This window comes from Urinicoccus timonensis (genome assembly GCF_900232945.1).
GTDB classification, from domain to species: domain Bacteria; phylum Bacillota; class Clostridia; order Tissierellales; family Peptoniphilaceae; genus Urinicoccus; species Urinicoccus timonensis.
Window position 1 is genome coordinate 703,155 of the sequence record NZ_OCTU01000001.1, and the last position, 21,746, is coordinate 724,900.

A 21,746-nucleotide genomic window follows, 5' to 3' on the forward strand; every position below is an offset into this window, starting at 1 on the left:
AAATGTGGTAGACTAGAAAGAGAAAGTGAGGTCCTTATGAAATTATTGATTACTAGCCGAATACCCCAAGAAATTTTTGATGATTTAGCCAAAGTTTATACTATAGACTACCACGATTCCCTGGAGCCCCTATCTCGGGAGGAACTCAAGATGAGGATTCAAGATGCCCATGCCCTCTTGTGTCCCCTATCCGACAGGATTGACCAGAAAATCCTAGATGCAGGGGAAAATTTAAAATTGGTGGCCAACTACGGTGCTGGTTTTGACAACATTGACACCAGGTATGCCGCCTATAAAAAGATTGCCGTTACCAATGCCCCGGCTCCTTCTTCTGCTGTATCCACAGCTGAAATGACCTTCGGCCTCCTCTTGGCAGCAGCCCGGGGACTCGTCCCTGGAGACAAACTGGTTCGCCAGGGAGACTTCCAAGGCTGGCGGCCTACCTTCTTTTTAGGCCAACAAGTCAAGGGTAAGGTTCTGGGCATTATCGGCCTGGGTCGTATTGGGTCTGAAGTGGCCAAAAGAGCCCTGGCCTTTGGTATGGAAGTGGTTTATTTTTCCAGGACCCGAAAAGGTGACCTGGAAGACCTGGGCCTTCGTTACATGGACCTGGCCCAAGTCCTACAAAAATCCGACTTTATTACCATCCATACCTCCTACCAACCCCAACTCCACCACTTGATTTCCAAGGATGCCCTGGGATTGATGAAGGAATCTGCCATTCTTATCAATGCCTCCCGGGGACCCATTGTAGATGAAAAAGCCCTGGTCCAAGCCTTGAAGGACAAAAAAATTGCCGGTGCCGCCTTGGACGTTTATGAATTTGAGCCCAAGGTCCATCCAGACCTTTTGACCATGGACCAAGTGGTCCTGTCTCCCCACCTGGGCAATGCCACCTATGCTGCCCGGATGGAAATGGGAGAAAACGCCCGAGACAACCTCCTGGCCCTGGCCCAAGGCAAGGACCTTCCCAACAGGGTGAATTAAAAATCTTAAAGTCTAAACCAGGCCTGATGTGTACCCATAAAACTGGACACAATATTTAATTAATTCGTTGTAGTGGATGCTAACCTATACTTTGTAGGTGGCATCCATTTTGTTTTTGATTGAATTCTTTCGTTATTGTAATAATCTATATACTCCTCTNGCTTTTATGGCATCTTCGAGTGCTTTTGCTGCTTGGTTGACTTCGTCTTGGTTTGCATCAGTTCTTTCGTTAACTTCTTTTGCTTTTTCCAAGGCTTGGTCGAAGGTAGCTTTCACTTCTGGAGTAACCCAGGTCTTGCCTGTGTCCACGTCTTTTCCATCTGCACTTGTTGCATCTGCCTTCTTCATTGCTTCCGCCTGACTTAAGGCTTCTTTTAGCTTCGCTTTATCTACAGGAGCTACAACTTCTTTTGTCCCATTTTCTGGAGTGTAGTTATCCATAGCATCTTTTAGTGATTTTGCAGCTTGGTTGACGTCGTCTTGGCTTGCATCAGTTTTTTCGTTAACTGCTTTTGCCTTCTTCAAGGCTTGATCGAAGGCGGTTTGGACTGCTGGGGTTACCCAGGTCTCGTCTATAGCTACATCTGTCCCATCTTGGCTAGTTTCGTCTGCCTTCTTCACTTTTTCAGCTTTGGCAATGGCTTCTTCTAGCTTGGTCTTATCCACCTTAAGTTGAATCTTTACAGTCTTATCCCCTGCAAGGTCCAGAGTCTGTTCTTCTGGCTTGTAGCCTTCTTCAGTAACTTTAATCTTATACTGCCCAGCTGCTAACTTATAAACATTGTCTGGATCTTCAGGGTTTTTCTTGTAAGAAAATACTTTAGTTCCATCCATTTTTGTTACAAGAACCTGTGCTTGCTTTGGCTCAACTTCAATTGTCAGTGTATGGTAAACAGGTGGATCTTTAAGAACAACTTCTCCATTTTCATCTAGGTTTACACTCTTAATTTGATAGTCTCCATAACCCTTTTCAATTAAAGTATTGAGGGTCTCTACATTTGATAAGTTTGCAGCTAGCCATGACCGACTTGTTTCACTGTCTGATTCTGCATTTTTAAAGGATCCATCTGGTCTCACAAAATCAAAAAGGACTTCGATAGGATTCCTATCTCCTGATTGCCATTTAGAACTTGTTGGATCTTCTCCAACAGCCAGTAATCCCTTCAATATTTCTCCTTGGTAGGCTGTTGTTTGAATGGTGGTATAAATCGCATGGTTGCTCTTACGAATATTTTGTAAATACTCAAGACAAGTATTGATTAAATCCGTCTTATCTTGACTATCCGGCATATATTCCATGGCTTGAAGCATTAAAGCGGTATTGATGCTTGTGCCAGAGTCACTATTTCCCTTGATTCCTCCATCTTCTGCCACCATAGATTTAAGGTTTTTAAATACCTGGTCCCTGTTGTAATCAATTGGTTTTGTTCCCTTTTGATTGTATTTATTTACTGCTATAAGAGCACGAAGGTAGTTTGTATTGTTATCTTCTGCTAGCATGTTGGGATTATTCAAGCCCTTCACCAGGTCTGCCAAAATATCTTGTCCCTTATAGTTTCTAGGATCTTTATCTAAGTCTATTAGAATGAGGGCCTGCTGAGCCTTGGCGCCAAAGTATCCCTTCTTATCAGGGTAGTCTTCCATATAATCATCGTTAGTTTTCCAATCAGCTCCAGGAACAAATCCTGCTTTAGTTAGGGCGGCTGTTTCTTTTGCTGTTAGTTGATTGGGATACTTATCATCATACTTACGGACAGTTTCATAATATTCAAGGAGTTTTTCACGGTACTTGCCCACTGTGAAGGAAGTTTCCGGATCTTTTTCCCAAAGGGCCTTTAAAGTGATGTTTTTTTCTATTTTTTGACTAAAATCAAAGGCTTGAGGGCTGACTTGTCCATCTCCCATAACTTGGTACCAGCCTTTAAAGATATAGCCAAACTTTTTAACTTCTAAGGCTTCCACTGGGCTTCCTTGTTTTATTTCTTTAACTATGGGAGATCCAAAGTCTAAACCCCGGTCAAAGGTTACCGTTATATTTTCAATGTTTTGTTCCCACTTTGCCTTAAGCTTATAGTCTTTTGCCAAGGGCCTTGTAAAGTCAAAAGCTTCATTGTCTAGGCTTCCATCGCTCTTGACTTCATACCAACCTAAAAACTTCCATCCCGGCTTTTCCGGTGCAGGAATACCTAGGCTGTATACCTTACCCCTAGTTATTGACCTCTCTTGAATAGGACCTCCATTGTCCGGATCAAATGTGACCTTTACCTTATCTGTAAAGACCATTTGATCTGTTGAAATATAAATATTTCCTCCAAATTCTTTTACATAACGTTGGTTATTTTTTGATTCATAAAAAATTTTAATCTCTTGGTCACTTTTCTTTAGAACCCGAATTATGTTTGGATCAGAGCCTTCATCTATTGTCACAGTGTCTTTGACTGGTTGTGGGATGATATAACCCACTGGTTGATTTTTCCAGTCCCTTGTGAAAAATTCAAAGATGTTCTCTTCTCCACCAAGTTTAACTGTATTGCTTGTAGAACTAAAACTTTCCAGCCCTTGGATTAAATCTCCCAAGGGAGAAATATCCGTCAAAAGATTGGAGTCCAGACTTAAATCTTTTAAACTTGACCCTTCAAGGCCTGCTAGGTCCTTGATTTTTTCATTGGTCAATTCGTTGCTATTGAGGTTTAACTTTTCTAGTTTAGAAAGCTTGCTAATGGGTTTTAAACTGTCTAAATGGGGACTCCCGTTAATGGTTAGTTTTTGTAAATTTTCAGCATACTCTAAACCCTCTAGTGTTTTGACCTCACCACTTGATGTGTATATATAAAGATAGGTTAATTTTTTCATCTTTTCTTTTGTAAGGTCTTTTTTGTCCTTCAGTTTTAATTTTGTCAAAATTTCTTTTCTTAGGACAGGGTCCGGAATATCAATTGCTTGTTCTGGTTTTTCCTTGACAACCACCTTGGCATAGGGCCTGGAAATTGCCATTTGTTGGATTTCTTTTTCTCCTCCAGCAGCAGGAATCGAATTCTTTTGGAACTTCTCTGCTGATAGATCGTAGGTCCCCGGCTCGTCAAGCTTGATTGTCACTTTCCCTTGTTCATCCGTTTTATAGGCCTTTCCTTGAGAATCCAAGAGTTTTTTCCCGTTATTTAAAAGAGCTATTCCTTCAAGGCTTGTCGGTGTAGATCCCATTCCCTCAACGTCTAGCCGGTTTAATTGGAGGTTTAATTCCTGACCGGCCTCTACTTCATATTCTTCCGGTTCAAAATAGACATAGGAGCTGAATTTATAGTTGTCCATATAGGAGAAGTTAATATAATCCCCATCTTGAACAACATACTGACTTATACCTGCCCCTAAGCCTGATGCTAGTAATGGAAATTTGTTATTTACATAATAGGTCCAGCCACCATAAATATTATCTGCCGGTGTTGTGCTGTCTCCTCCTGTATAATTTCCCAGAGTTTTGAGGAAGGTTCCCTGACCTTGCATATCAAATTTTTGCCGATCTGTGGTGTCAATATTTGCTGCCTTTGCACCAGCTACAAGGGCTAGACTGGCTACCGGCTGGTCAAAGGAAAGGTTTGTATAGTAGTCATAACCTTGTTTTAAATTCAGATTGGTAATTTCAAGGTTTGTTGGTTTTAAAATAGTTTCCCCAGACCCTTCAATCCGAACTTTTAGCTTAACAGGATCTACTGGCAAGGAAAGTCCGTCTGTTAAACTTTCTTCCTTTATTTTAGCATTAATCTTAAAATCTCCGGACTTAACTAAAATAACTTGACCCGTTGCCTTATCCAAGCGTATCCCATCTTCCGGGACCACTTCCAGGCTTAGCTTGTCATTCTTTAAAGAAAGTTCTTGTCCATGGTAGAGAACTTGCAGAGTTAATTTGTCTCCAATCCGGTAGCGATCTTTCTTTCCTTCAGTAATTTTTAAGTCTAAGTCCTTTGTATAGCTTATAGCTTCATATTCTACTGCCAGAGTCGTATTTTCTTTTAAGGTAAAGCTATAACTGTATTCAATTGGAGATCCCTTGAGGTCCTGTGTCTTGTCTTGGCCGTTGACCTTAAAGGCCTTGAGTTTTTTACCAGTAGGGGGCTTAATGGACACTTGAATTTCTTGCCCTGGTTCCAAGTCTCCTGCTCCCGGTTGACTACTTAGCCCTTCACCCCTTAGGCTGAGTTTTTTCTTTGCCACTTTGGAGCTATATTCAAAAACAACTTCTCCGGTTTTCCCATCAAAAGACTTGGTAATGTCTGCCGGCTTAGTATAGCCAACTTTGTCTTTTGCTTTGAAGGTGTATTCTTTACCTGTTGTAAAGTAATTTTCAGTAAATTTTTCAAAAACGTCTTTTTTTGCAAAAACCTGGTCAAAATTCCTATCTAAATCAAGGGTATAGTCTATTAAATTTTTTCCACTGCCACCAGCTATTTTAGGAACAGGAAAAGTCATATCTAAGTTCGTAATCTTATACAATTCTCTTCCTACAATGGTTTCAGGGTCTAATATATCCTTGTTCGTGGTCTTGTCTACATACTTTATCGTCACCTTAACTGGGTTGATGACTCCATGAGTATTTTCTGGTACTGCTTGACCTGACTGGTCATAAACCTTGGTTAAACGAAGTTTTTTTGCATCCTCAGCCTGGTAATTTTCATTGAATATCCCATAGGAGTTTGTCGGACTTCCTTTTCCTAATTTTTCCACACCTGCCGGAAGGGTACATTCTTCGATTTGGCACTTCCTAAAGGTGCCTCCTTGTATTTCCTTAATGGTACTTGGAAGTTTTACACTCTTCAGTTTACTATTACAGGAAAAAGCCGCTTCCTTTATTGTCTCTAAGCCTTCAGGAAGGTCTATGCTTTCTAAATTATTAGACTCAAAAGCCGCTTCCCCTATTATTTTTAAAGATTTAGGAAAAACTAAACTGGCAAATTTATTTCCCCTAAAGGCATTGTTGTCAATTTCTTCCAATGTATCAGGTAGTTCCAAGGAGGTAATCGCTGTTTCTATTTTTCCACTGCCAAAAGCACCATATTTAAATGCTTCTTTCCCTATTTTAGTTACTGGTTTTCCTTCAATTTCCCCAGGTATTACCAGTCTTTCCGGGTTCTTCCCCCTATAGCCTGTTATCGTCACTCCTTTATTGTCAGAATTTATTTCATAGGTAAAGGCTCCTGCAGGATTTGAACTCGTCTTCTTTGTCACCAAAACTTGAATTTCGCCTGTTATTTCAGGCTTTGTCTTAGATCTTGCTGTAACCATGACCCAGGTATCTTTTTCAACAGCTTGAGCCTGAAAAGTATTCCCTTCTAAGTGTTTTAATACTTGGGAATTCGAGGATTGATAGGTTACTTCTTCGTTTTCTAAGACTTTCCCCTCGGCATCGTATACTGTGGCGAGAATAACTTGTTGCCCTCCTTCTTTTAATGGGCTAACTTGTTGTCCCCCAGCAAAATATAGGGCAATACGAGCCGGTTGTCCAGGCTCTTCCGGAATATTTGGACCATCTTCAGATTTTAATAGTTTTCCATAAGCAGAAGAACCTGCCGCCAAGTCTGCCAAGGCATAGTAAGGAGGATTGGATTCTTGTCCATATTGAAGACCTCCTGTCGCAGCAAATTTCCCCTCTCCACGATATAGAGATTCCAGACCATCTACAAGAGTCTTCCCTTGTGGATTTTTTACATGGTAGGGATCCTCTCCCATGGCATAGAGGGCTTGAATGGCCCTGGATGTTGTTTCAAGGTTGATAAGAACACCCTGGTCATCCATGTTCGAAATCATTTCAAGTTTATAATTTTTTAGGTCTTGGTCTTTTTTGTCATAAAGGGCTAAACTCAATACTCCCAAGTACTTATTCCCATTAATGCCTTGTAAGCCATTAATTCTTCCCTTGAGTTCAGAAAGTTCTACCTGGTCTTTTCTTTCAGCTAAGATTAGGGCAATAGCATTAATGAAGTATTGTTCATCTGTGTTAGCTCCTTTAAGTCCCTTTTTCGTTAATTTATTTAAATTTTCTTTTCCAAAAAGCTGGTTAGGGTCTTCTCCCAGGGCCAAGGCCATAATTACATTCTTAGCAGATTTATAGTTTGGATTCTCGCTCCACCTTGTTTCATCAGTGGCCTTAGATTTTAAGAATTCTTTCTTTTCTCCCCCTTGTAGAAGAGCCAAAACTTCTTCGTAATTATAACTTGATTTATTCCCTAGAAGAATTTTTTCAGTTTCTCCTAGAATTTCAGCCATCCTATTTTTTTGATCTTCCAAGCCACCACCTTCTCGAGCCCACAAGTTATAGGGCATCATGGTAACGATGATAGCCAAAGCCAAAAATAAGCTGACAAGTCTTTTTTTCATCTTTGTCTCCTTCCTCTTCCTTGTATGATGTGTTTTTCGACCTTCGATAATTTTTTGCTTTCTTTGCCTTTTGAGCATGGTCTAAAAAGCATATTTTTCTTTTTTACCTTCCATCTTTTTACCTATCTCAGCGCATCTATTTCCTCCTCACCCCCCTCTTCCCTTTAAACTCCTGAAATTTTTCATGAATACTTCCTCCTTCTATTAAGAAGCCCGGTCTTGTCCACCAGGTCAATCTAATGTGGGTCATCATTTTTAGATAACAAAAAACGGCCATTGAAAAAATCAACGCCCGTTTTTACGTCAGTGTATAGAAAATCGTTTCCTCGCAATTTCTAGTGTCTTTTTTATGCATGTCTTCTGACTTATGAATCCTCATCTACCTGACCTTCCCATTCAATCTAGCAATTAAACAGTGGCGTGATTAAGATAGACTCCTCATTTACAGCGGCGGGACCGTGCTGGATTTACACCAGCTTCCATCTTAGCTTACGAAGTTTTCGCAAGAACATAAAAAGTATTCTTATTTACATGTAATATTAACTTAATTATAATCATTATCTCATTGAAATACAAGCTTTTTCCAATATGTAATTATATATACTTTACTAAGATAAAGTACCCTTTATACTTTATTTGTTCAATCTATTCAGGTGTAATTAGATATTGCACTTCTCTCAAAAATCTCACTTAAAGAATCCTATTCTGAATCTTTTAGATCCGGCAATCATAGATATAACTGCTTTTGCGACCACAAACAAGACAAAACCTTTCTTGAATTCTTAGATTAATACGATACAAGATACTACGATACCTTTTAAATTCAATAAATCTGTGTTATTATAGTTTTGCACTTATCTCACCCTTTCATTTGTTGTGGTAACTTTATTGTAAAGGAAAAAAGAGATAAGTGCATTTTTTATGGCAAAAAATAAATGCTGAAGTCTAGGGGACCCCAAAACCCACAAAAAAAGGAACCGGTCTAAGGACCGATTCCCATCTAAAGAGAATGCTTATTCACCTTTTTGTGCTTTAATTTTTTCGGCAACTTTTTCTGCTACGAAAGTTCCTACGTCTTCTGCGAAGGTTCCTTGACCGAATCCAGCATCATAGCCTAATTCTTTAGCCAATTCGTAGCCTACACGAGGTCCACCACAAGCTAGGATGACCTTGTCCCGGATACCTTCTGCTTCAACTAATTCAACGAGTTCAGCAAGGTTTGGAATATGGGCATCTTTTTGAGTAACAACTTGAGATACTAGGATAGCATCTGCGTTTACTTCAATAGCTTTTGCAACAAGTTCTTCGTTAGGAACTTGAGATCCCATGTTGATGGCTTCAATTCCTTCGTAACGTTCCAAACCATAGTGTCCTGCAAAGCCCTTCATGTTCATGATGGCGTCGATTCCTACTGTATGGGCATCTGTACCTGTACATGCACCAACAATGACGATGTCGCGGCCAATGTTTTCTTTGATAAATTCTTCAACTTCTCCACGAGAGAGAACTTCTGTATCTACCTTTGGTACATAGATCTTTGTGTAATCTATAGTTGCAGGCATTTTTGCATAGACAATAAAGTAGGTGTAGGGAATTCCTAGACCCTTACTGTAAACAACGTTTGGATCTTTAAAGCCTTGTTTTAAAACGATTTGTTTTGCTGCTTCTGTGGCTTCTAATCCTGGGGGCACTGGAAGTGTGAATGACATTTGAACCATTCCATCATTTAAAGCATCACCATAAGGTTTAACGGCTGTTAAATCTACCTCTTGTGCTTCCTCGTTCATATTTGTATTTAATTTCATTCCAGCTGTCATGCGTCTTCCCTCCCTAACATAAGAGTAATGAATGGATTGAAGTATCCTTCGGTTTTCTTGGCAACACCTTCAAGACCTTTACCGCCATCGCGAGCTCTCTTAACATCACCAAATTTACCTTCTTCAATAGTTTTGAAGATTCCATCTTTTTCAATTTGAACTAAAAGATCGTCGGCCTTGTCCATAACTTCATGGGCACGTTGTTCCATCATACCGCCGGCTTTAAATTCAATTTCATCCCCTAGGTCTCTCATGTTGTTGAAGATGTATTCAGCATTTTCAATTCCTAGGTAACGGTCGTGTAAGTGAGGTGTATGAACAGCTTCTGTCCACATACCTAATAATTGTAGACCTTGTTTTGTAATGATTGAAACGATGTTAAACAAAGCATCTTGAATATGGCCTCGGATAATGTTTCCTGTCATGAATTTTGTTGGAGGCATGTATTTTAAAGGTGCATCAGGGAAGATTTGTCTTGCCATTTGTGCTTGGGCTAATTCGTAGACGAATCCGTTGGTAATGTCTGGATCCATTTCGAAACAGTGACCCAGACCCATTTGTTCTTCTGGAAGTCCTGCTTTTAAGGCAAATTGTTCGTTCATGTATTGAGAAGCAAGTACAGTATGGGCTTCTTCAAAGGCATCAGCTGTTGTTAAATAGTTATCTTCACCAGTGTTGATAATAATTCCTGCATAACCATTGATTACACGAGAGAAGTATTGGTCAACTAGGGTACGTTGCATGTTGATATCACGGAAGAGGATTCCATAAAGAGCGTCATTTAACATAACGTCTAGACGTTCCATGGCTCCCATTGCAGCGATTTCTGGCATACAAAGTCCTGAACAGTAGTTACAGATTCGGACGTATTTTCCGCCTTCTCTTTCTGCAACTTCATCTAGGGCTTCACGCATTAAGCGGAAGTTTTCTTGAGTTGCATAGGTTCCCCCAAATCCTCCTGTTGGAGCATGGTAGGGAACAAAGTCCAATAAGGATTGTCCTGTTGTACGGATTACAGCTACGATATCTGCACCTTCAAGAGCGGCTGATTTAGCTTGAACAATATCTTCGTAGATGTTACCAGTTGCTACGATAACATATAACCAAGGTTGTTCTCCTTCGCCAACTCGATCGATGTATTCTTTACGTTTATCTCTAGCTGCATCTACAACCTTCATGCGTTCTTTAGCTAATTCAAAGATTTTTTCTTTTACTTCTTCTAGAGGATGTTCTTTTAATTCTAATAGGTTTAAGTTACCTGCTGCAACATCTTCTGCAATTTCTTGTGGGCTCATGCCAGTTTCAATCATGGCATTTCCTAAGTAATAACTTATCCCACGGCCCAATTTGCCTTCGTCGTGAATTTGGTCAACGACAACATTTGGCATTGGAACTTTGTCTTGGTCTTCGCCATCAATTCCAAAAAGTCTAAGAACGGCTCTTTCTGTAGATACTGTTGTATGTGCATCAATAAATTCTTGCACTTGGTCAGCAATACGGGCCGCAGCACTTCTTGAAGAATCAATTAGTTTTTGGTCTAAATTTAGTTTCCCCATTGTTTCACCATCCATTTTTTAAAGTTTTTTCAGCATACTCTATGACATCTTTCGGCAATCCCATAATTTTTCCAATTTGGATTGCATCTTTCGGTACATCGTTAGAACGAGGTACTTCTTTTAAGCGATAGTCCATATACTTATTTAATATTTTCAGTTTATCTTCAACATCTTGTTTGCTTTCGTCATCAAAGTCAAAGTCAGACAGTCCAATAACTTGTAAGTGTCGAACCCCTTCCAGGTCAGTGACCTTGTCAAAGTGGGTTGTTAAGACAGTAATGGCAGAAGCGCTTTGTAGCTTGTGGACAATAGATAAGCTAATGGCATACCCCTCAATAGGGTTGGTGCCACGGGCTAATTCATCAATTAAGATCAATCCGGGATCGGTACTCTTATCTAGGGCCTTGACTACTTGGGCGATTTCTGCACCAAAGGTGGACAAGCCTGAGTCTGTTGATTGTTCGTCGCCTATTGATGTGAATATATAGTCATTTAAACCCATTTCCATAGATTTTGCAGGAACAAGGATGCCACATTGACCTAAGTAAGCTAAAAGCCCTAAGAGCTTCAAACTGATTGTTTTACCTCCCATGTTGGCTCCTGTAATACAGGTTACTCCTTCTTCCACAGAGATGGAAATTGGTGTGAATGTTAAGTTGTTCTTTTGAAGATTGTGTTCAATCTTCGGATGTCTTCCCTCGCAAAGACTGATTCGATGTTCTTTTAGGATCTTTGGCTTTACCCCTTTTATTTCTAAAGAAAATTTTGCTTTAGCCAAGATCAAATCTAGGTTTGCAAGGTGGTGGATATTTGTTGTCAGTTCCTTGTTGTATTTGGCTATTTTAGCCGTTAATTCTCTACGAATATTAAACTCTTCACGTTCTTCAGCTTCTTTTAATTGGTCAATTTTTGCTTCCTGTTGGTAGAGTGAGTCTTCCTTCTTTAGTGTGTAGACTAGGTTAGAATAGGATTCTGAAGCGAAGGTTAGATAGGGGCAGTCTTCCACCCGTTTTTTTAACTCTTCGTTACTCTTGGAAACAACAATTGATTGGTCAGGATTTAATGAAATTTGATAGTTTTCCTGGATCTTCTTTCGGTGGTTCCGAATGGCAATCCGCACATCTCGATTGATTTTTGAAATTTCATCCCTGATTCTGGCCAGTTCTTCTGAATAGGAATCATAGAGATAAAAAGTATCTCTGGTAGATCCTTCAGGATTCAAAACCTCAGTCAATTCTTGAATGGGCCGAATCTCTGTCTCTTCAAAAGAAGGTGCCTTGCTGGATTCAAGATAGGCTTTTAAATCATCTAGTAAAAAGACAAAAGCTTTTACTTCGAAAAGCTCAACTTCTGACAGGACGTTTTTTTCAACAGACCGTTGTATGGAAAAACGAATGTCCTTGCATAGACCCAATATTTCATCGAGTCGCATAGTTGAGTCTAGTGAAGCAAGATAGTTCATGTAGGCTTCTACTTGGTCCAGGGTTTTTTCCAAATATTCCTCAGCCCCTCTTGGATAGGGCTTAATGGCTTTTTTATAGTCTAAACCAAAGGGTGTTTGGGTTGTAATCCTTTGTAAACACCAGGTGAAGTCTAGTACATCTTCAACTTTTTTTACTCTTTTCATGAAGATTCTCCCATCATGACATCCTCGACCGGTATTCCCTTTAAGGCATTTTCCATGGATTCTTTAAATTGGAAGGGCTCGAAGCGATAGCCTTGGGTTGCATAGGGGTTGACAGTTACCAAGACCAATTCCGACTTGTGGAAAATAGCCAGGTTTAAACCCTTGCGTTGGCATCTTTTGAGTTCTCTCTGGCTGACAAAAATTTTGGTTGCATCTTTAACAACAAAAATCATGTCTTGGAGTCGATCGGTTGCTTGCACCAAATCAACTAGGGTCTTAGTTGTTAAGGCCCCGGAAAGAACAACTATCTTACTGTCTTCTTTAAATTCTGCTGCAATTTTTCCTCCAGCATTTAAGCTGGTTTGCAGGGGAATTTCTCTTACTTCTCCCTCTTGGGAGATGATGCCATAACTATCACGATCGAGTAAATCTCCTATTTTATCCCGGTAAATATCAATGACCGGCAGTGAAAACAAGCTGGCAACATAGGCTGTCTTTTTGACAACTTCTGTCATAGATCGATGAACGCTGGCCCCAGCTGCTAGGACTGCACATTGAGTAATCTCAGGTGCGGCAGATGTCTTACGGTCAATCGCGCCATCTAGGATGGCAAGTTTTGCTCCGTAGGCAATCATCTTGTCCAAAACGACTTTTGTCTCTGCTAGGGTTTGAGGTCCGGAAATTTGAATATAACCATCATACTTAACTCGCCCTAATAGGACGGATCCTAGAGGAGTCTCGTAGGACGTCATCTCTAGGATTTCAACTACTGCATCTGAAAGTTTTAGTAATTCCGTCGTTGTTGCAACGAGACTCCCTCTAGTTAAATATATTGTTGGCTTTTCTGTTTCCGTAACAATATCCATCCTTTCCCCATCACGACCGATGGATGTAATCCCTACAGGAATTCCATCTTCATCGGCCATGCTGAGGATATGATTCAAGGTCACTGTCTTTCCTGAGTTCTTACTCATACCGATAATTGACATTGTCTGATATTTTTTTGTAACTTCCTCAAGAAAAGACATGGTTCACCTCTAAATGTTCTTATTTGTTTCTTTCGTGACGGCGTAAGTGGGCTGGTTCTTGAGCTCTTACTTCATCACCTTTTAGTAATTCGCTAATACCATCGTCTGCTTCAGCTTCAGCATAGAATGGATCTTCATCAACAACATAGTTTGGTTCTGTGTATGTTGTGATAACACCTTCGTAGTTTCTCAAGCAGATCTTGGTTGGAGATTGAGAAATAATATATTGTGGCATAACTGGAGTTTTTCCTCCTCCACCAGGAGCGTCAACTACGAAAGTTGGTACGCAGTATCCGGAAGTATGGCCACGTAAGCCTTCAATAATTTCAATACCTTTAGCAACTTTAGTTCTAAAGTGTTCAATACCCATGGAAAGGTCACATTGGTAGATGTAGTAAGGACGAACGCGAATAGCAGCTAGTTTTTGTACTAGGGTTCTCATTGTTCTTACAGAGTCATTTACACCGCGAAGTAATACGGATTGGTTTCCTAGTGGAATACCTGCATCAGCTAATTTAGCACAAGCTTCAGCACTTTCTTTTGTGATTTCTTGTGGGTGGTTGAAGTGAGTGTTTAACCAGATTGGATGGTATTTTTTCAACATGTTAACTAAATCGTCAGTGATACGTTGTGGGCAAACAACTGGAGTTCTGGATCCAATACGAATGATTTCAACGTGGTCGATTTTGCGAAGTTCGCTGATAACATATTCTAGACGTTCGTCAGATACCATTAAAGCATCCCCACCGGAAAGAAGTACGTCACGAACAACAGGAGTCTTGCGGATGTAGTCGATACATGCATCTAGACGTTCTTTTGTTACACCGGAGTCATGGCTTCCTGCGAAACGACGACGTGTACAGTGTCTACAGTACATAGAGCACATGTCAGTGATTAAGAAAAGAACACGGTCTGGATAACGGTGAGTTAATCCTGGTACTGGTGAGTCTTCATCTTCACTTAGTGGGTCAGTCAAGTCAGATCCAGCAATGTGTGTTTCAAGAATTGTTGGAATAGCTTGTTTTCTGATTGGGTCATCTGGGTTAGATGGATCGATTAAACTTGCATAGTAAGGTGTAATACCCATACGGAATTTGTTTAGTACTTGTTGGATATCTTCTTTTTCTTCTTCAGTTAAGTCAAAAAGTTTTCCTAGAGTTTCAACATCGTTAATACGATTTTGAACTTGCCAGTGCCAGTCATTCCATTGTTCATCTGTTACATCTTTGTAAAGTTCGATTTCTCTAAAATTTCTCATTTTTTCTCCCCTTTATTTGCTTAGGCAAAAAGTTTTTCGTATAGATCTCTAAGTGGTTTACATTCTCTCATGATTTGAAGAGTGATTTCTCCATGGCCCTTAGTGTAACCATTACCAATCATCATGTTGACGTCTTTACCAACACCTTCAGCTCCTAAAGCTGCTTTAGTGAAGCTTGTAGCCATACTGAAGAAGTAAACAAGTCCGTCATCTTTTGTAGAAAGGATAGAAGCCATTTCAGTGTTTTCAACGTTTACACAGTTGATTACTACATCGCAAAGTTCTCCATTGGTAACTTCTTCGATTTTCTTTAAAGTTCCAACAGCATCAGTAGCGTCTGCTTCTAAGCATACATCAGCAAGACCCATTTCTTTGATTTCTTTGAAACGAGTGTCATCATAGTTTAAGCAGATAACTTTACCTGTAGGTCCAACACGACGTTTTGCTTCGTATAAGCAAAGCATACCAGCTTTACCAGGTCCACCAATAACTGCAACAGTTTCGCCAGATTTAGCAATTTTAGCAGTTTGTGCTGGAGCACCTGCAACGTCAAGTACAGAAAGTACAAGATTTTCTGGTAGGTCACTTGGAATCTTGGCATAGATACCAGATTCAAAAAGAATAGCCTTACCTTTGATATCTACTTGGTCGATTTCTGGACGAATTTCAATGATTTCGTCAATGCGAAGTGGAGTTAAGGAAAGAGAAACTAAAGTAGCAATTTTGTCGCCAACTTTAAGGTCTGTTTTTCCTTCTAGAGCAGGTCCAACTTCTTCAACAGTACCAATAAGCATTCCACCGGATCCAGTTACTGGGTTTTGGTGTTTACCACGGTCTTCAACGATTTTTAAGATGCTTTTTTTAGTTTCTTCAACATCTTTACCTGCAGCGTTGTAGATTTGAGTAAAGGATGCAGAGTCAATGTTTAAAGTTTGTACATCAATTCTAATTTCGTTGTCGTAGATTTCCATGTCGTTATCTACTTTGATTGCTGGTTGTGGTAGTACATTTTTAGGTTCAATAACCCGGTGAGTACCGTATTTGTTTCCTTTTTTCATAAGATCAATCACTCCTTATTAAATATTTTTTATTTCATAGCAGGAAGGTCGTCTGGAACAATTAGTTCACAACCTGTTGCTGCTTTGATTTCATCTAAAGTTACATCTTCAGCTAGTTCAAGTAATTCTAAGCCGTGTTCAGTTGGTTTCATAACGCCCATTTCAGTGATAATCAAAGAAACGCAGTTACGACCAGTCATTGGAAGGCTACATTCTTTAAGGATTTTGTGGTTTCCTTTTTGAGTGTGTTCCATGGCAATAATTACATGCTTTGCTCCAGATACAAGGTCCATTGCTCCACCCATTCCTGGAACCATTTTTCCTGGAATCATGTAGTTAGCAAGGTTTCCTTTTTCGTCAACTTGTAAGGCTCCTAAAACAGTGTAGTCAACGTGGCCTCCACGGATTAGACCGAAACTTACATCACTTCCGAAGAAGCAACCAAAAGGTCTAATGGTAGCAGCTCCACCACCTGCATCAATTAGGTAGGGATCTTCTTCGCCTTCTTTAGGTTTTTGTCCTGCACCTGTGTATCCATTTTCTGAGTCGAATACTACATGTACATCGTCTGGAATATAGTGAGATACAAGTGTTGGAAGACCAATCCCTAAGTTTACAATATCGCCATCGTCAAATTCTTTGGCTACACGTTTTGCTATGAATTCTTTAATTTGTTGTTTATCTTTCATTCGTTAATGGACTCCCTTCAACAATATAATCGACGACGACACCTGGTGTTACCATCTCATTGCTGTCGATTCCCCCAATGTCTACTAAATGGTCTGCTTCCATAATAACTGTGTCTGCAGCAAAGGCCATAACTCCATTAAAGTTTAATGCAGATCCTCTGTATTTAGTGTTTCCATATTTGTCAACTTCATGTCCACATAATAAGGCAAAATCAGCATGCAGTGGTTCTTCAAGGATGTATTTCTTTCCTTGAACTTCAACAATTTGTTTGCCTTCTTCGATTTCAGGAATTCCAACGCCAGTGCCTGTTAAGACACCACCCAGGCCATATCCGCCTGCACGAATTCTTTCAGCCAAAGTTCCTTGGGGTACCAAGGTTACTTTTGTTTCATTTTCATTCATTTGGCGACCAGTTTCTTTGTTGGTTCCAATATGAGATGCAATGACGTGTTTAACTTTTTTCTTGGCAATTAACAGTCCAACACCATAGTCAATGTAGGCTGTATCGTTGCCGATGATTGTTAAATCCTTAAGGTCTGTTTCATTTGCAATGTAGTTGATGATGTTATGTGGAGTTCCGCAACCAAGGAAGCCCCCGATCATAAGAGTATCCCCATCTTTAATTTTTGAAACAGCTTCTTTAACGCTTATAACTTTATCCATAAAAACCTCCCTAAATCATGGTTAAAACTATTTAGATAATGGTTTTAAACTTAAAATTTCACGAGCTTCAGCTGGAGTTGCAACTTCACGGCCTAATAATTTAGCCATGTCTACAACCTTCTTAACTAATTCTCCGTTTGATTTTGCTAAAACACCTTTTTCAAGGTAAACATTATCTTCGAATCCAACCCGGGCATGTCCACCCATAATGATTGCTAAGCAAGCCATTGGGATTTGATAACGACCAACGCCACCAACAGTCCAAGTAGATCCTTCTGGGATTGAGGTTGACATAATCACTAGGTCTCTTGCACTTGCTGTCATTTGTACACCAAGTACAAAGTCAAAGTGCATAGGAGCCTTAATAAAACCTTGTTTGTGGTAACGGACAGCAAGGTCTACCATTCCTTTGTCAAAAACTTCAATTTCAGGTTTTACCCCACGTTCAATCATAATCTTACCGAAGTTTTTAATGGTATTTTCTGTATTAATGAAGATTTCGTCTCCACCAAAGTTTAAAGTACCACAGTCTAGTGTTGCCATTTCTGGTCCGAGTTCAGTTGGTTCAAGACGTTCAAGGTCTGTCATTCCTACTGCTCCACCAGTGGATGGTTGAATAATAACATCTGGGCAAACTTCGCGGATTGCATCCATACATTCTTTAAAGCGAGCCTTGCTTTGAGTTGGAGTCCCATCATCTTCACGTACGTGTAAGTGGATGATACTAGCCCCAGCATCATAAGCTGACTTAGCTTCTCTTTGAATTTCTTCTACAGTATATGGAACGTTTGGATTTTGCTCTTTTGTAACTTCAGCTCCACAAATGGCTGCTGTAATAATTAATTTTTCCATATTTAGTTCCTTTGACAATCTTTTGGAGTAACACAGATACCTTTTGCTTTACATACGATTTCTGGTTCTTCCAAAACATCACAAGCTGATGCAGAGATGTCAGGTCTAGATGTAATTACCTTGCGAGCTTCAAATTCCATTTTTCTAGAAGTGTTACCTTTTTCAGAAATGTAACCTACAGCTTCAATATAGTCTCCAGCGTGAACAGGTGCTAAGAAGTCTACATCAGTGTATTTGAAGAATAAACCTTCATCCCCATCTTCACGAATCAATAGTTCTGTAGCAACATCGCCAAATAAGGCTAACATGTGTGCACCGTCAACTAAGTTTCCACCGTAATGAGCGTCTCCTGCACTCATTCTTAAACGAATCATAACTTTTTCCATAATAACCTCCTGAAATTCATAAAATACGTTTTCACAACAGGATTTCCTAGAAACCTTTGAGCGAAGATTTCTGGCCTTGTCTAGCAAGATCCACCCTGTCTACTCAACAAACGCCTATGAGCATTGAACTCTAAGTTCAAACATGACAAAAAGAGCTTAATTTAAATAAAACAACCCCTTAAGATGCATTACATAAAATAGCTCTCCATATCATCAAGATATGACAGTTGGTAAAATCTACTCTCACTCAACCTGGCATCAAAGATGCCATCGGCGACAGAAACCTTCACTATGTACGTTACCCTTCTGACGCAACCTCTATCTTAAAACCGTTTGAACTTATCGTAACTTAATAATACACCATTTTTTTATTTATTGCAATGTAAATTGTGAAAAATTTTACCATCCCAGTCCCTTTTTCCCAGGATAGACCCAAGCTTTTCTCCAATAAGCTCCTCAAGCCAAAACTAGGCTTTGAGTCATTGTAAACCCTCTCCCTATTTTTTATGGCAATCTGTGGTTTTTTAGCTTTTCCTAATTTTTTTCAGTCCCTTCTCATTTGCTCGTATAAAAATGTCGTCCTGAAAATTCCTTCTATAAATATGACTTCAAAAGATGGGATCAAAAACTCCTTTCTTCTACTCTCCAAATGAAAAATCAGTCTCTTAACTTTCTTCTTAGAATTTGAATCCAAAAAATTTAATATTATTATATCTTATTTTTAAGTCTGTCAAATTTTAAACAAATATTCTTCTATATGTTTTATTTTTTATATATTTATATGGTTTCTTTTTGAAATTCTTGTTATAATAGTGACAAAGGATGGTTGTCATTTTATTGTCAATTTCATACCGTCATGATGGGAGGAGGAATCTTTCATGAAGAAATTTAGTAATGCCTGTGTAAACTTAATGCAAAGGTATCTACCTGATGCCTTTATCTTTGCTATTATCTTAACAATTTTAACCTTTGTTTTAAGCTTAATCACTACAGGTCAGAGTGTTATGGAACTTGTTGTCCACTGGGGTGACGGAGTTTGGTCTCTCTTGGCCTTCACCATGCAAATGGCTTTGGTCTTGGTTTTAGGTAATGCCCTAGCCAGTTCAAAACCTATCAAAAATCTCTTGGTTAAAATTGCCAGTCGTGTTTCTACACCCAATGGTGCAATTATGTTGGTTAGTTTTGTATCCGCTGTTGCCTGTTGGTTAAACTGGGGATTCGGTTTAATTGTCGGCGCTCTCTTGGCAAAGGAACTTGCAAAAAGAATTAAAAACGTTGACTACCGCCTACTTATTGCTTCGGCCTACTCCGGCTTTGTCGTTTGGCATGCTGGTGTATCAGGATCCGTTCCTCTGGCTGTTGCAAGTAATGTAGATGAAGTTATAAAGGTTACCCAAAATGCTTTATCTACTACCATTCCTGTTACAGAAACCCTCTTCTCTTGGCAAAACCTAGTTATGGTTTGGGTTGTCATCTTTGCCCTTCCCTTTATTAACCGGGCCATGCATCCAGATCCAGACAAGGTTGTCCAAGTAGATCCTAGAATCTTCTTGGAAGAAGAAGCTGCCGAAGAAGAAATGGAAGCAGAATTGGAACATGCAACAAAAGAAAGTACTCCTGCTACAAGAGTAGAAAACAGCCGTATTCTTTCCCTCTTTGTTGTTGCCATAAGTGCTATCTTCCTAGTACGCCACTTTGCTTTAAACGGCCTAAACCTAAGCTTGGATATTGTTAACTTAATTTTCTTAACTCTTGGAGTCTTATTCCATGGTACTCCCATCCGCTACGTCATGGCTATTAATGACGCCGTTCGCGGAGCTGGAGGAATTATCTTACAATTCCCCTTCTATGCTGGAATTATGGGCCTTATGACTGGGGCCAATGCCGATGGAATCAGCCTTGGTACTCAAATTACCAACTGGTTCTTAAGCATCTCCAACCAAACCACCTTCCCCATGTTTACATTCTGGGCTGCCGGGCTCATCAACGTTTTTGTTCCATCCGGTGGTGGACAATGGGCTGTTCAAGGTCCAATTATGATGCCTGCTAGTTTAAGACTGGGGGTTGACCCTGGAATCACAGCCATGGCTATTGCCTGGGGTGATGCTTGGACTAATATGATTCAACCCTTCTGGGCCCTGCCTGCTCTCGGTTTAGCTAAGTTATCCGCCAAGGATATTATGGGCTATTGTGTTGTAGTCCTCTTAGTTGTCGGGGCCTTTATTTCCCTAGCCTTCCTGGCTTGGGCTGGCTTATTTGCCTAAATCCTATCAACCATCCATTTAGAGTAGCTTGTGAAAACAAGCTACTTTTTTTGCTCTTCTTTTTCCCTTGTGGTAAAATAAACATATTTAAGGAGGAGACCATGGAGCAAGAAAAAACTTTACAAGTCGGAGGGCGAAACCCTTCTATCGATTTAATTAAAAGCCTGGCCATTCTATGTGTTTTATTTATCCACGCCTGTGGAATTTTTTATGACCAGCCTGTGGGATCCGCCCCCTGGACTTGGGGCATCTTTTGGGGGAGCCTGAGCCGGTCAGCCGTACCCTTGTTTTTTATGGCCAGTGGAGCCTTGATGCTAAACCCTAAAAAAAATCTACCCTTAAAAAGGCTCTATGGGAAAAACATCCTAAGGATCCTCATCGCTCTTTTCTTTTGGGCCAGTCTCTATAAGGTCTTTGACTTGATTTTTCTAGCCTCCAGTCAAGGATCCCTGCCCTTGGATGAAATAAAAACAGCCCTTAAAGACTTGGTTCTCTTTCGTCACAAGTACCACCTTTACTTCCTGGTGGTCATCTTACTTTTTTACATTTGCCTACCGGTGGCCCGGCTCTTTGTGGCCAAGGCGGATAAAAAACTTTTCCAATATTCTCTGGGCATTTGGTTTATCTTTGGAATCCTCTACTGGCAGGTCCTGTCTTTTTGGCCCTTTAACCTCTTGACTGGGTCCATCCAAGAAGCCGCTATTCCTTCTACTTGGGCCTTAGTGGGCTATTGCTTTTTAGGTTTTTACCTCTTGACCTACCCCCTGGCCAAGAAAACCAGCCTGGTCCTCTCCCTTTTAGGGCTTCTAATCACCTTTTTTGGCTCCTACTTCTTGTCCATCCGGTCCCAGGCTTTTAATACTTCTTTTTTATCCGGCACTAGCCTGGGGGTCTGTCTCTTTGCCCTGGGAAACTTTTCCTTCCTCCTCCACTATCCAGGAAATAAGTGGACCCAATTCCTATCTAAGGCCTCCTTTTGCATCTACCTAACCCATGTCTTCTTTCTAACTATTTTTATGGAAAAGGCCTGGATTTACCCCCTCTTCCCCTTGGGACTCCAAGTCCCAGTCTTGGTCCTGATGACCCTGGTCCCTTCCATTCTCAGCTACCTAATTCTATCAAAAGTACCCTTGGTAAAAAAATGGCTCATATAAAAACCAGCCCGAAATTTTGGGCTGGCCTTTTTTATTT

Annotated in this window: 14 protein-coding genes, 1 pseudogene and 2 riboswitches; of the genes and pseudogenes, 3 read left to right on the forward strand and 12 right to left on the reverse strand. The window is 40.1% G+C overall.

The annotated features are described in order from the left end of the window. The first annotated feature begins 36 nt into the window (after positions 1-36). Positions 37-987, forward strand: coding sequence for an NAD(P)-dependent oxidoreductase (locus CS898_RS03315; protein WP_099208087.1), 951 nt, complete (start codon positions 37-39; stop codon positions 985-987). A 59-nt stretch (positions 988-1,046) separates the two neighbouring features. On the opposite strand, the gene CS898_RS10160 is transcribed toward CS898_RS03315, so the two are convergent. The 12 genes and pseudogenes from CS898_RS10160 to kal form a co-directional block, all read right to left on the reverse strand. Beyond that, positions 1,047-1,136 (reverse strand): hypothetical protein, encoded by a 90-nt coding sequence (locus CS898_RS10160; RefSeq protein ID WP_099208168.1) that lies wholly within the window; start codon positions 1,134-1,136, stop codon positions 1,047-1,049. Then, positions 1,120-7,434, reverse strand: a complete 6,315-nt coding sequence (locus tag CS898_RS03320) for a leucine-rich repeat protein (RefSeq protein WP_099208088.1) — start codon at positions 7,432-7,434, stop codon at positions 1,120-1,122. Before CS898_RS03320 ends, CS898_RS10160 begins: the two co-directional genes overlap by 17 nt. A gap of 255 nt (positions 7,435-7,689) precedes the next feature. Continuing rightward, a riboswitch (cobalamin riboswitch) is annotated at positions 7,690-7,885 on the reverse strand. Positions 7,886-8,369: 484 nt separating this feature from the next. Beyond that, positions 8,370-9,173 (reverse strand): lysine 5,6-aminomutase subunit beta, encoded by an 804-nt coding sequence (kamE, locus tag CS898_RS03325; RefSeq protein WP_099208089.1) that lies wholly within the window; start codon positions 9,171-9,173, stop codon positions 8,370-8,372. Beyond that, positions 9,170-10,729, reverse strand: a complete 1,560-nt coding sequence (gene kamD, locus CS898_RS03330) for a lysine 5,6-aminomutase subunit alpha (RefSeq protein ID WP_099208090.1) — start codon at positions 10,727-10,729, stop codon at positions 9,170-9,172. Before kamD ends, kamE begins: the two co-directional genes overlap by 4 nt. A gap of 4 nt (positions 10,730-10,733) precedes the next feature. Then, positions 10,734-12,356, reverse strand: coding sequence for a lysine 5,6-aminomutase reactivase ATPase KamC (kamC, locus tag CS898_RS03335; RefSeq protein ID WP_099208091.1), 1,623 nt, complete (start codon positions 12,354-12,356; stop codon positions 10,734-10,736). Then, entirely contained in the window at positions 12,353-13,384 is a 1,032-nt protein-coding gene (gene kamB / locus CS898_RS03340; protein WP_009430525.1) for a lysine 5,6-aminomutase reactivase subunit KamB, read from the reverse strand. The genes kamC and kamB overlap by 4 nt, the downstream gene beginning before the upstream one ends. Before the next feature lie 19 nt (positions 13,385-13,403). Continuing rightward, positions 13,404-14,642, reverse strand: a complete 1,239-nt coding sequence (kamA, locus tag CS898_RS03345; RefSeq protein ID WP_009431478.1) for a lysine 2,3-aminomutase — start codon at positions 14,640-14,642, stop codon at positions 13,404-13,406. Positions 14,643-14,662: 20 nt separating this feature from the next. Continuing rightward, positions 14,663-15,700, reverse strand: a complete 1,038-nt coding sequence (gene kdd / locus CS898_RS03350; protein WP_099208092.1) for an L-erythro-3,5-diaminohexanoate dehydrogenase — start codon at positions 15,698-15,700, stop codon at positions 14,663-14,665. Positions 15,701-15,819: 119 nt separating this feature from the next. Further along, positions 15,820-16,389 (reverse strand): annotated as a pseudogene (locus tag CS898_RS03355) (3-oxoacid CoA-transferase subunit B); the annotation flags it as partial. Then, positions 16,379-17,053, reverse strand: a complete 675-nt coding sequence (locus CS898_RS03360) for a CoA transferase subunit A (protein WP_099208094.1) — start codon at positions 17,051-17,053, stop codon at positions 16,379-16,381. The gene CS898_RS03360 and the pseudogene CS898_RS03355, both read right to left, overlap by 11 nt. Before the next feature lie 27 nt (positions 17,054-17,080). Then, on the reverse strand, positions 17,081-17,905 hold the full coding sequence (gene kce, locus CS898_RS03365) for a 3-keto-5-aminohexanoate cleavage enzyme (RefSeq protein WP_099208095.1): 825 nt from the start codon (positions 17,903-17,905) through the stop codon (positions 17,081-17,083). A 2-nt stretch (positions 17,906-17,907) separates the two neighbouring features. After that, positions 17,908-18,291: a 3-aminobutyryl-CoA ammonia lyase gene (gene kal, locus CS898_RS03370; RefSeq protein ID WP_009430352.1), complete on the reverse strand. Its 384-nt coding sequence runs from the start codon at positions 18,289-18,291 to the stop codon at positions 17,908-17,910. Between the two features lie 190 nt (positions 18,292-18,481). After that, positions 18,482-18,620: riboswitch (Lysine riboswitch) on the reverse strand. Between the two features lie 549 nt (positions 18,621-19,169). Between kal and CS898_RS03375 the strand changes: the two genes are divergently transcribed. Continuing rightward, on the forward strand, positions 19,170-20,555 hold the full coding sequence (locus tag CS898_RS03375; RefSeq protein ID WP_099208096.1) for a short-chain fatty acid transporter: 1,386 nt from the start codon (positions 19,170-19,172) through the stop codon (positions 20,553-20,555). A gap of 101 nt (positions 20,556-20,656) precedes the next feature. Then, a complete protein-coding gene (locus CS898_RS03380) occupies positions 20,657-21,709 on the forward strand; it encodes an acyltransferase (protein ID WP_099208097.1) in 1,053 nt (350 codons plus the stop codon). The last annotated feature ends 37 nt before the right edge of the window (positions 21,710-21,746 follow it).

Excerpts from the sequence above, each read along its gene's own strand:
- CS898_RS03315 (WP_099208087.1), top strand. The coding sequence starts at position 37 with ATGAAATTATTGATTACTAGCCGAATACCCCAAGAAATTTTTGATGAT.
- kamE (WP_099208089.1), bottom strand. The coding sequence starts at position 9,173 with ATGACAGCTGGAATGAAATTAAATACAAATATGAACGAGGAAGCACAA.
- kamC (WP_099208091.1), bottom strand. The coding sequence starts at position 12,356 with ATGAAAAGAGTAAAAAAAGTTGAAGATGTACTAGACTTCACCTGGTGT.
- kdd (WP_099208092.1), bottom strand. The coding sequence starts at position 15,700 with ATGAAAAAAGGAAACAAATACGGTACTCACCGGGTTATTGAACCTAAA.
- CS898_RS03360 (WP_099208094.1), bottom strand. The coding sequence starts at position 17,053 with ATGGATAAAGTTATAAGCGTTAAAGAAGCTGTTTCAAAAATTAAAGAT.
- CS898_RS03375 (WP_099208096.1), top strand. The coding sequence starts at position 19,170 with ATGAAGAAATTTAGTAATGCCTGTGTAAACTTAATGCAAAGGTATCTA.
- kamD (WP_099208090.1), bottom strand. The coding sequence starts at position 10,729 with ATGGGGAAACTAAATTTAGACCAAAAACTAATTGATTCTTCAAGAAGT.
- kamA (WP_009431478.1), bottom strand. The coding sequence starts at position 14,642 with ATGAGAAATTTTAGAGAAATCGAACTTTACAAAGATGTAACAGATGAA.
- kamB (WP_009430525.1), bottom strand. The coding sequence starts at position 13,384 with ATGTCTTTTCTTGAGGAAGTTACAAAAAAATATCAGACAATGTCAATT.
- kce (WP_099208095.1), bottom strand. The coding sequence starts at position 17,905 with ATGGAAAAATTAATTATTACAGCAGCCATTTGTGGAGCTGAAGTTACA.
- kal (WP_009430352.1), bottom strand. The coding sequence starts at position 18,291 with ATGGAAAAAGTTATGATTCGTTTAAGAATGAGTGCAGGAGACGCTCAT.
- CS898_RS03380 (WP_099208097.1), top strand. The coding sequence starts at position 20,657 with ATGGAGCAAGAAAAAACTTTACAAGTCGGAGGGCGAAACCCTTCTATC.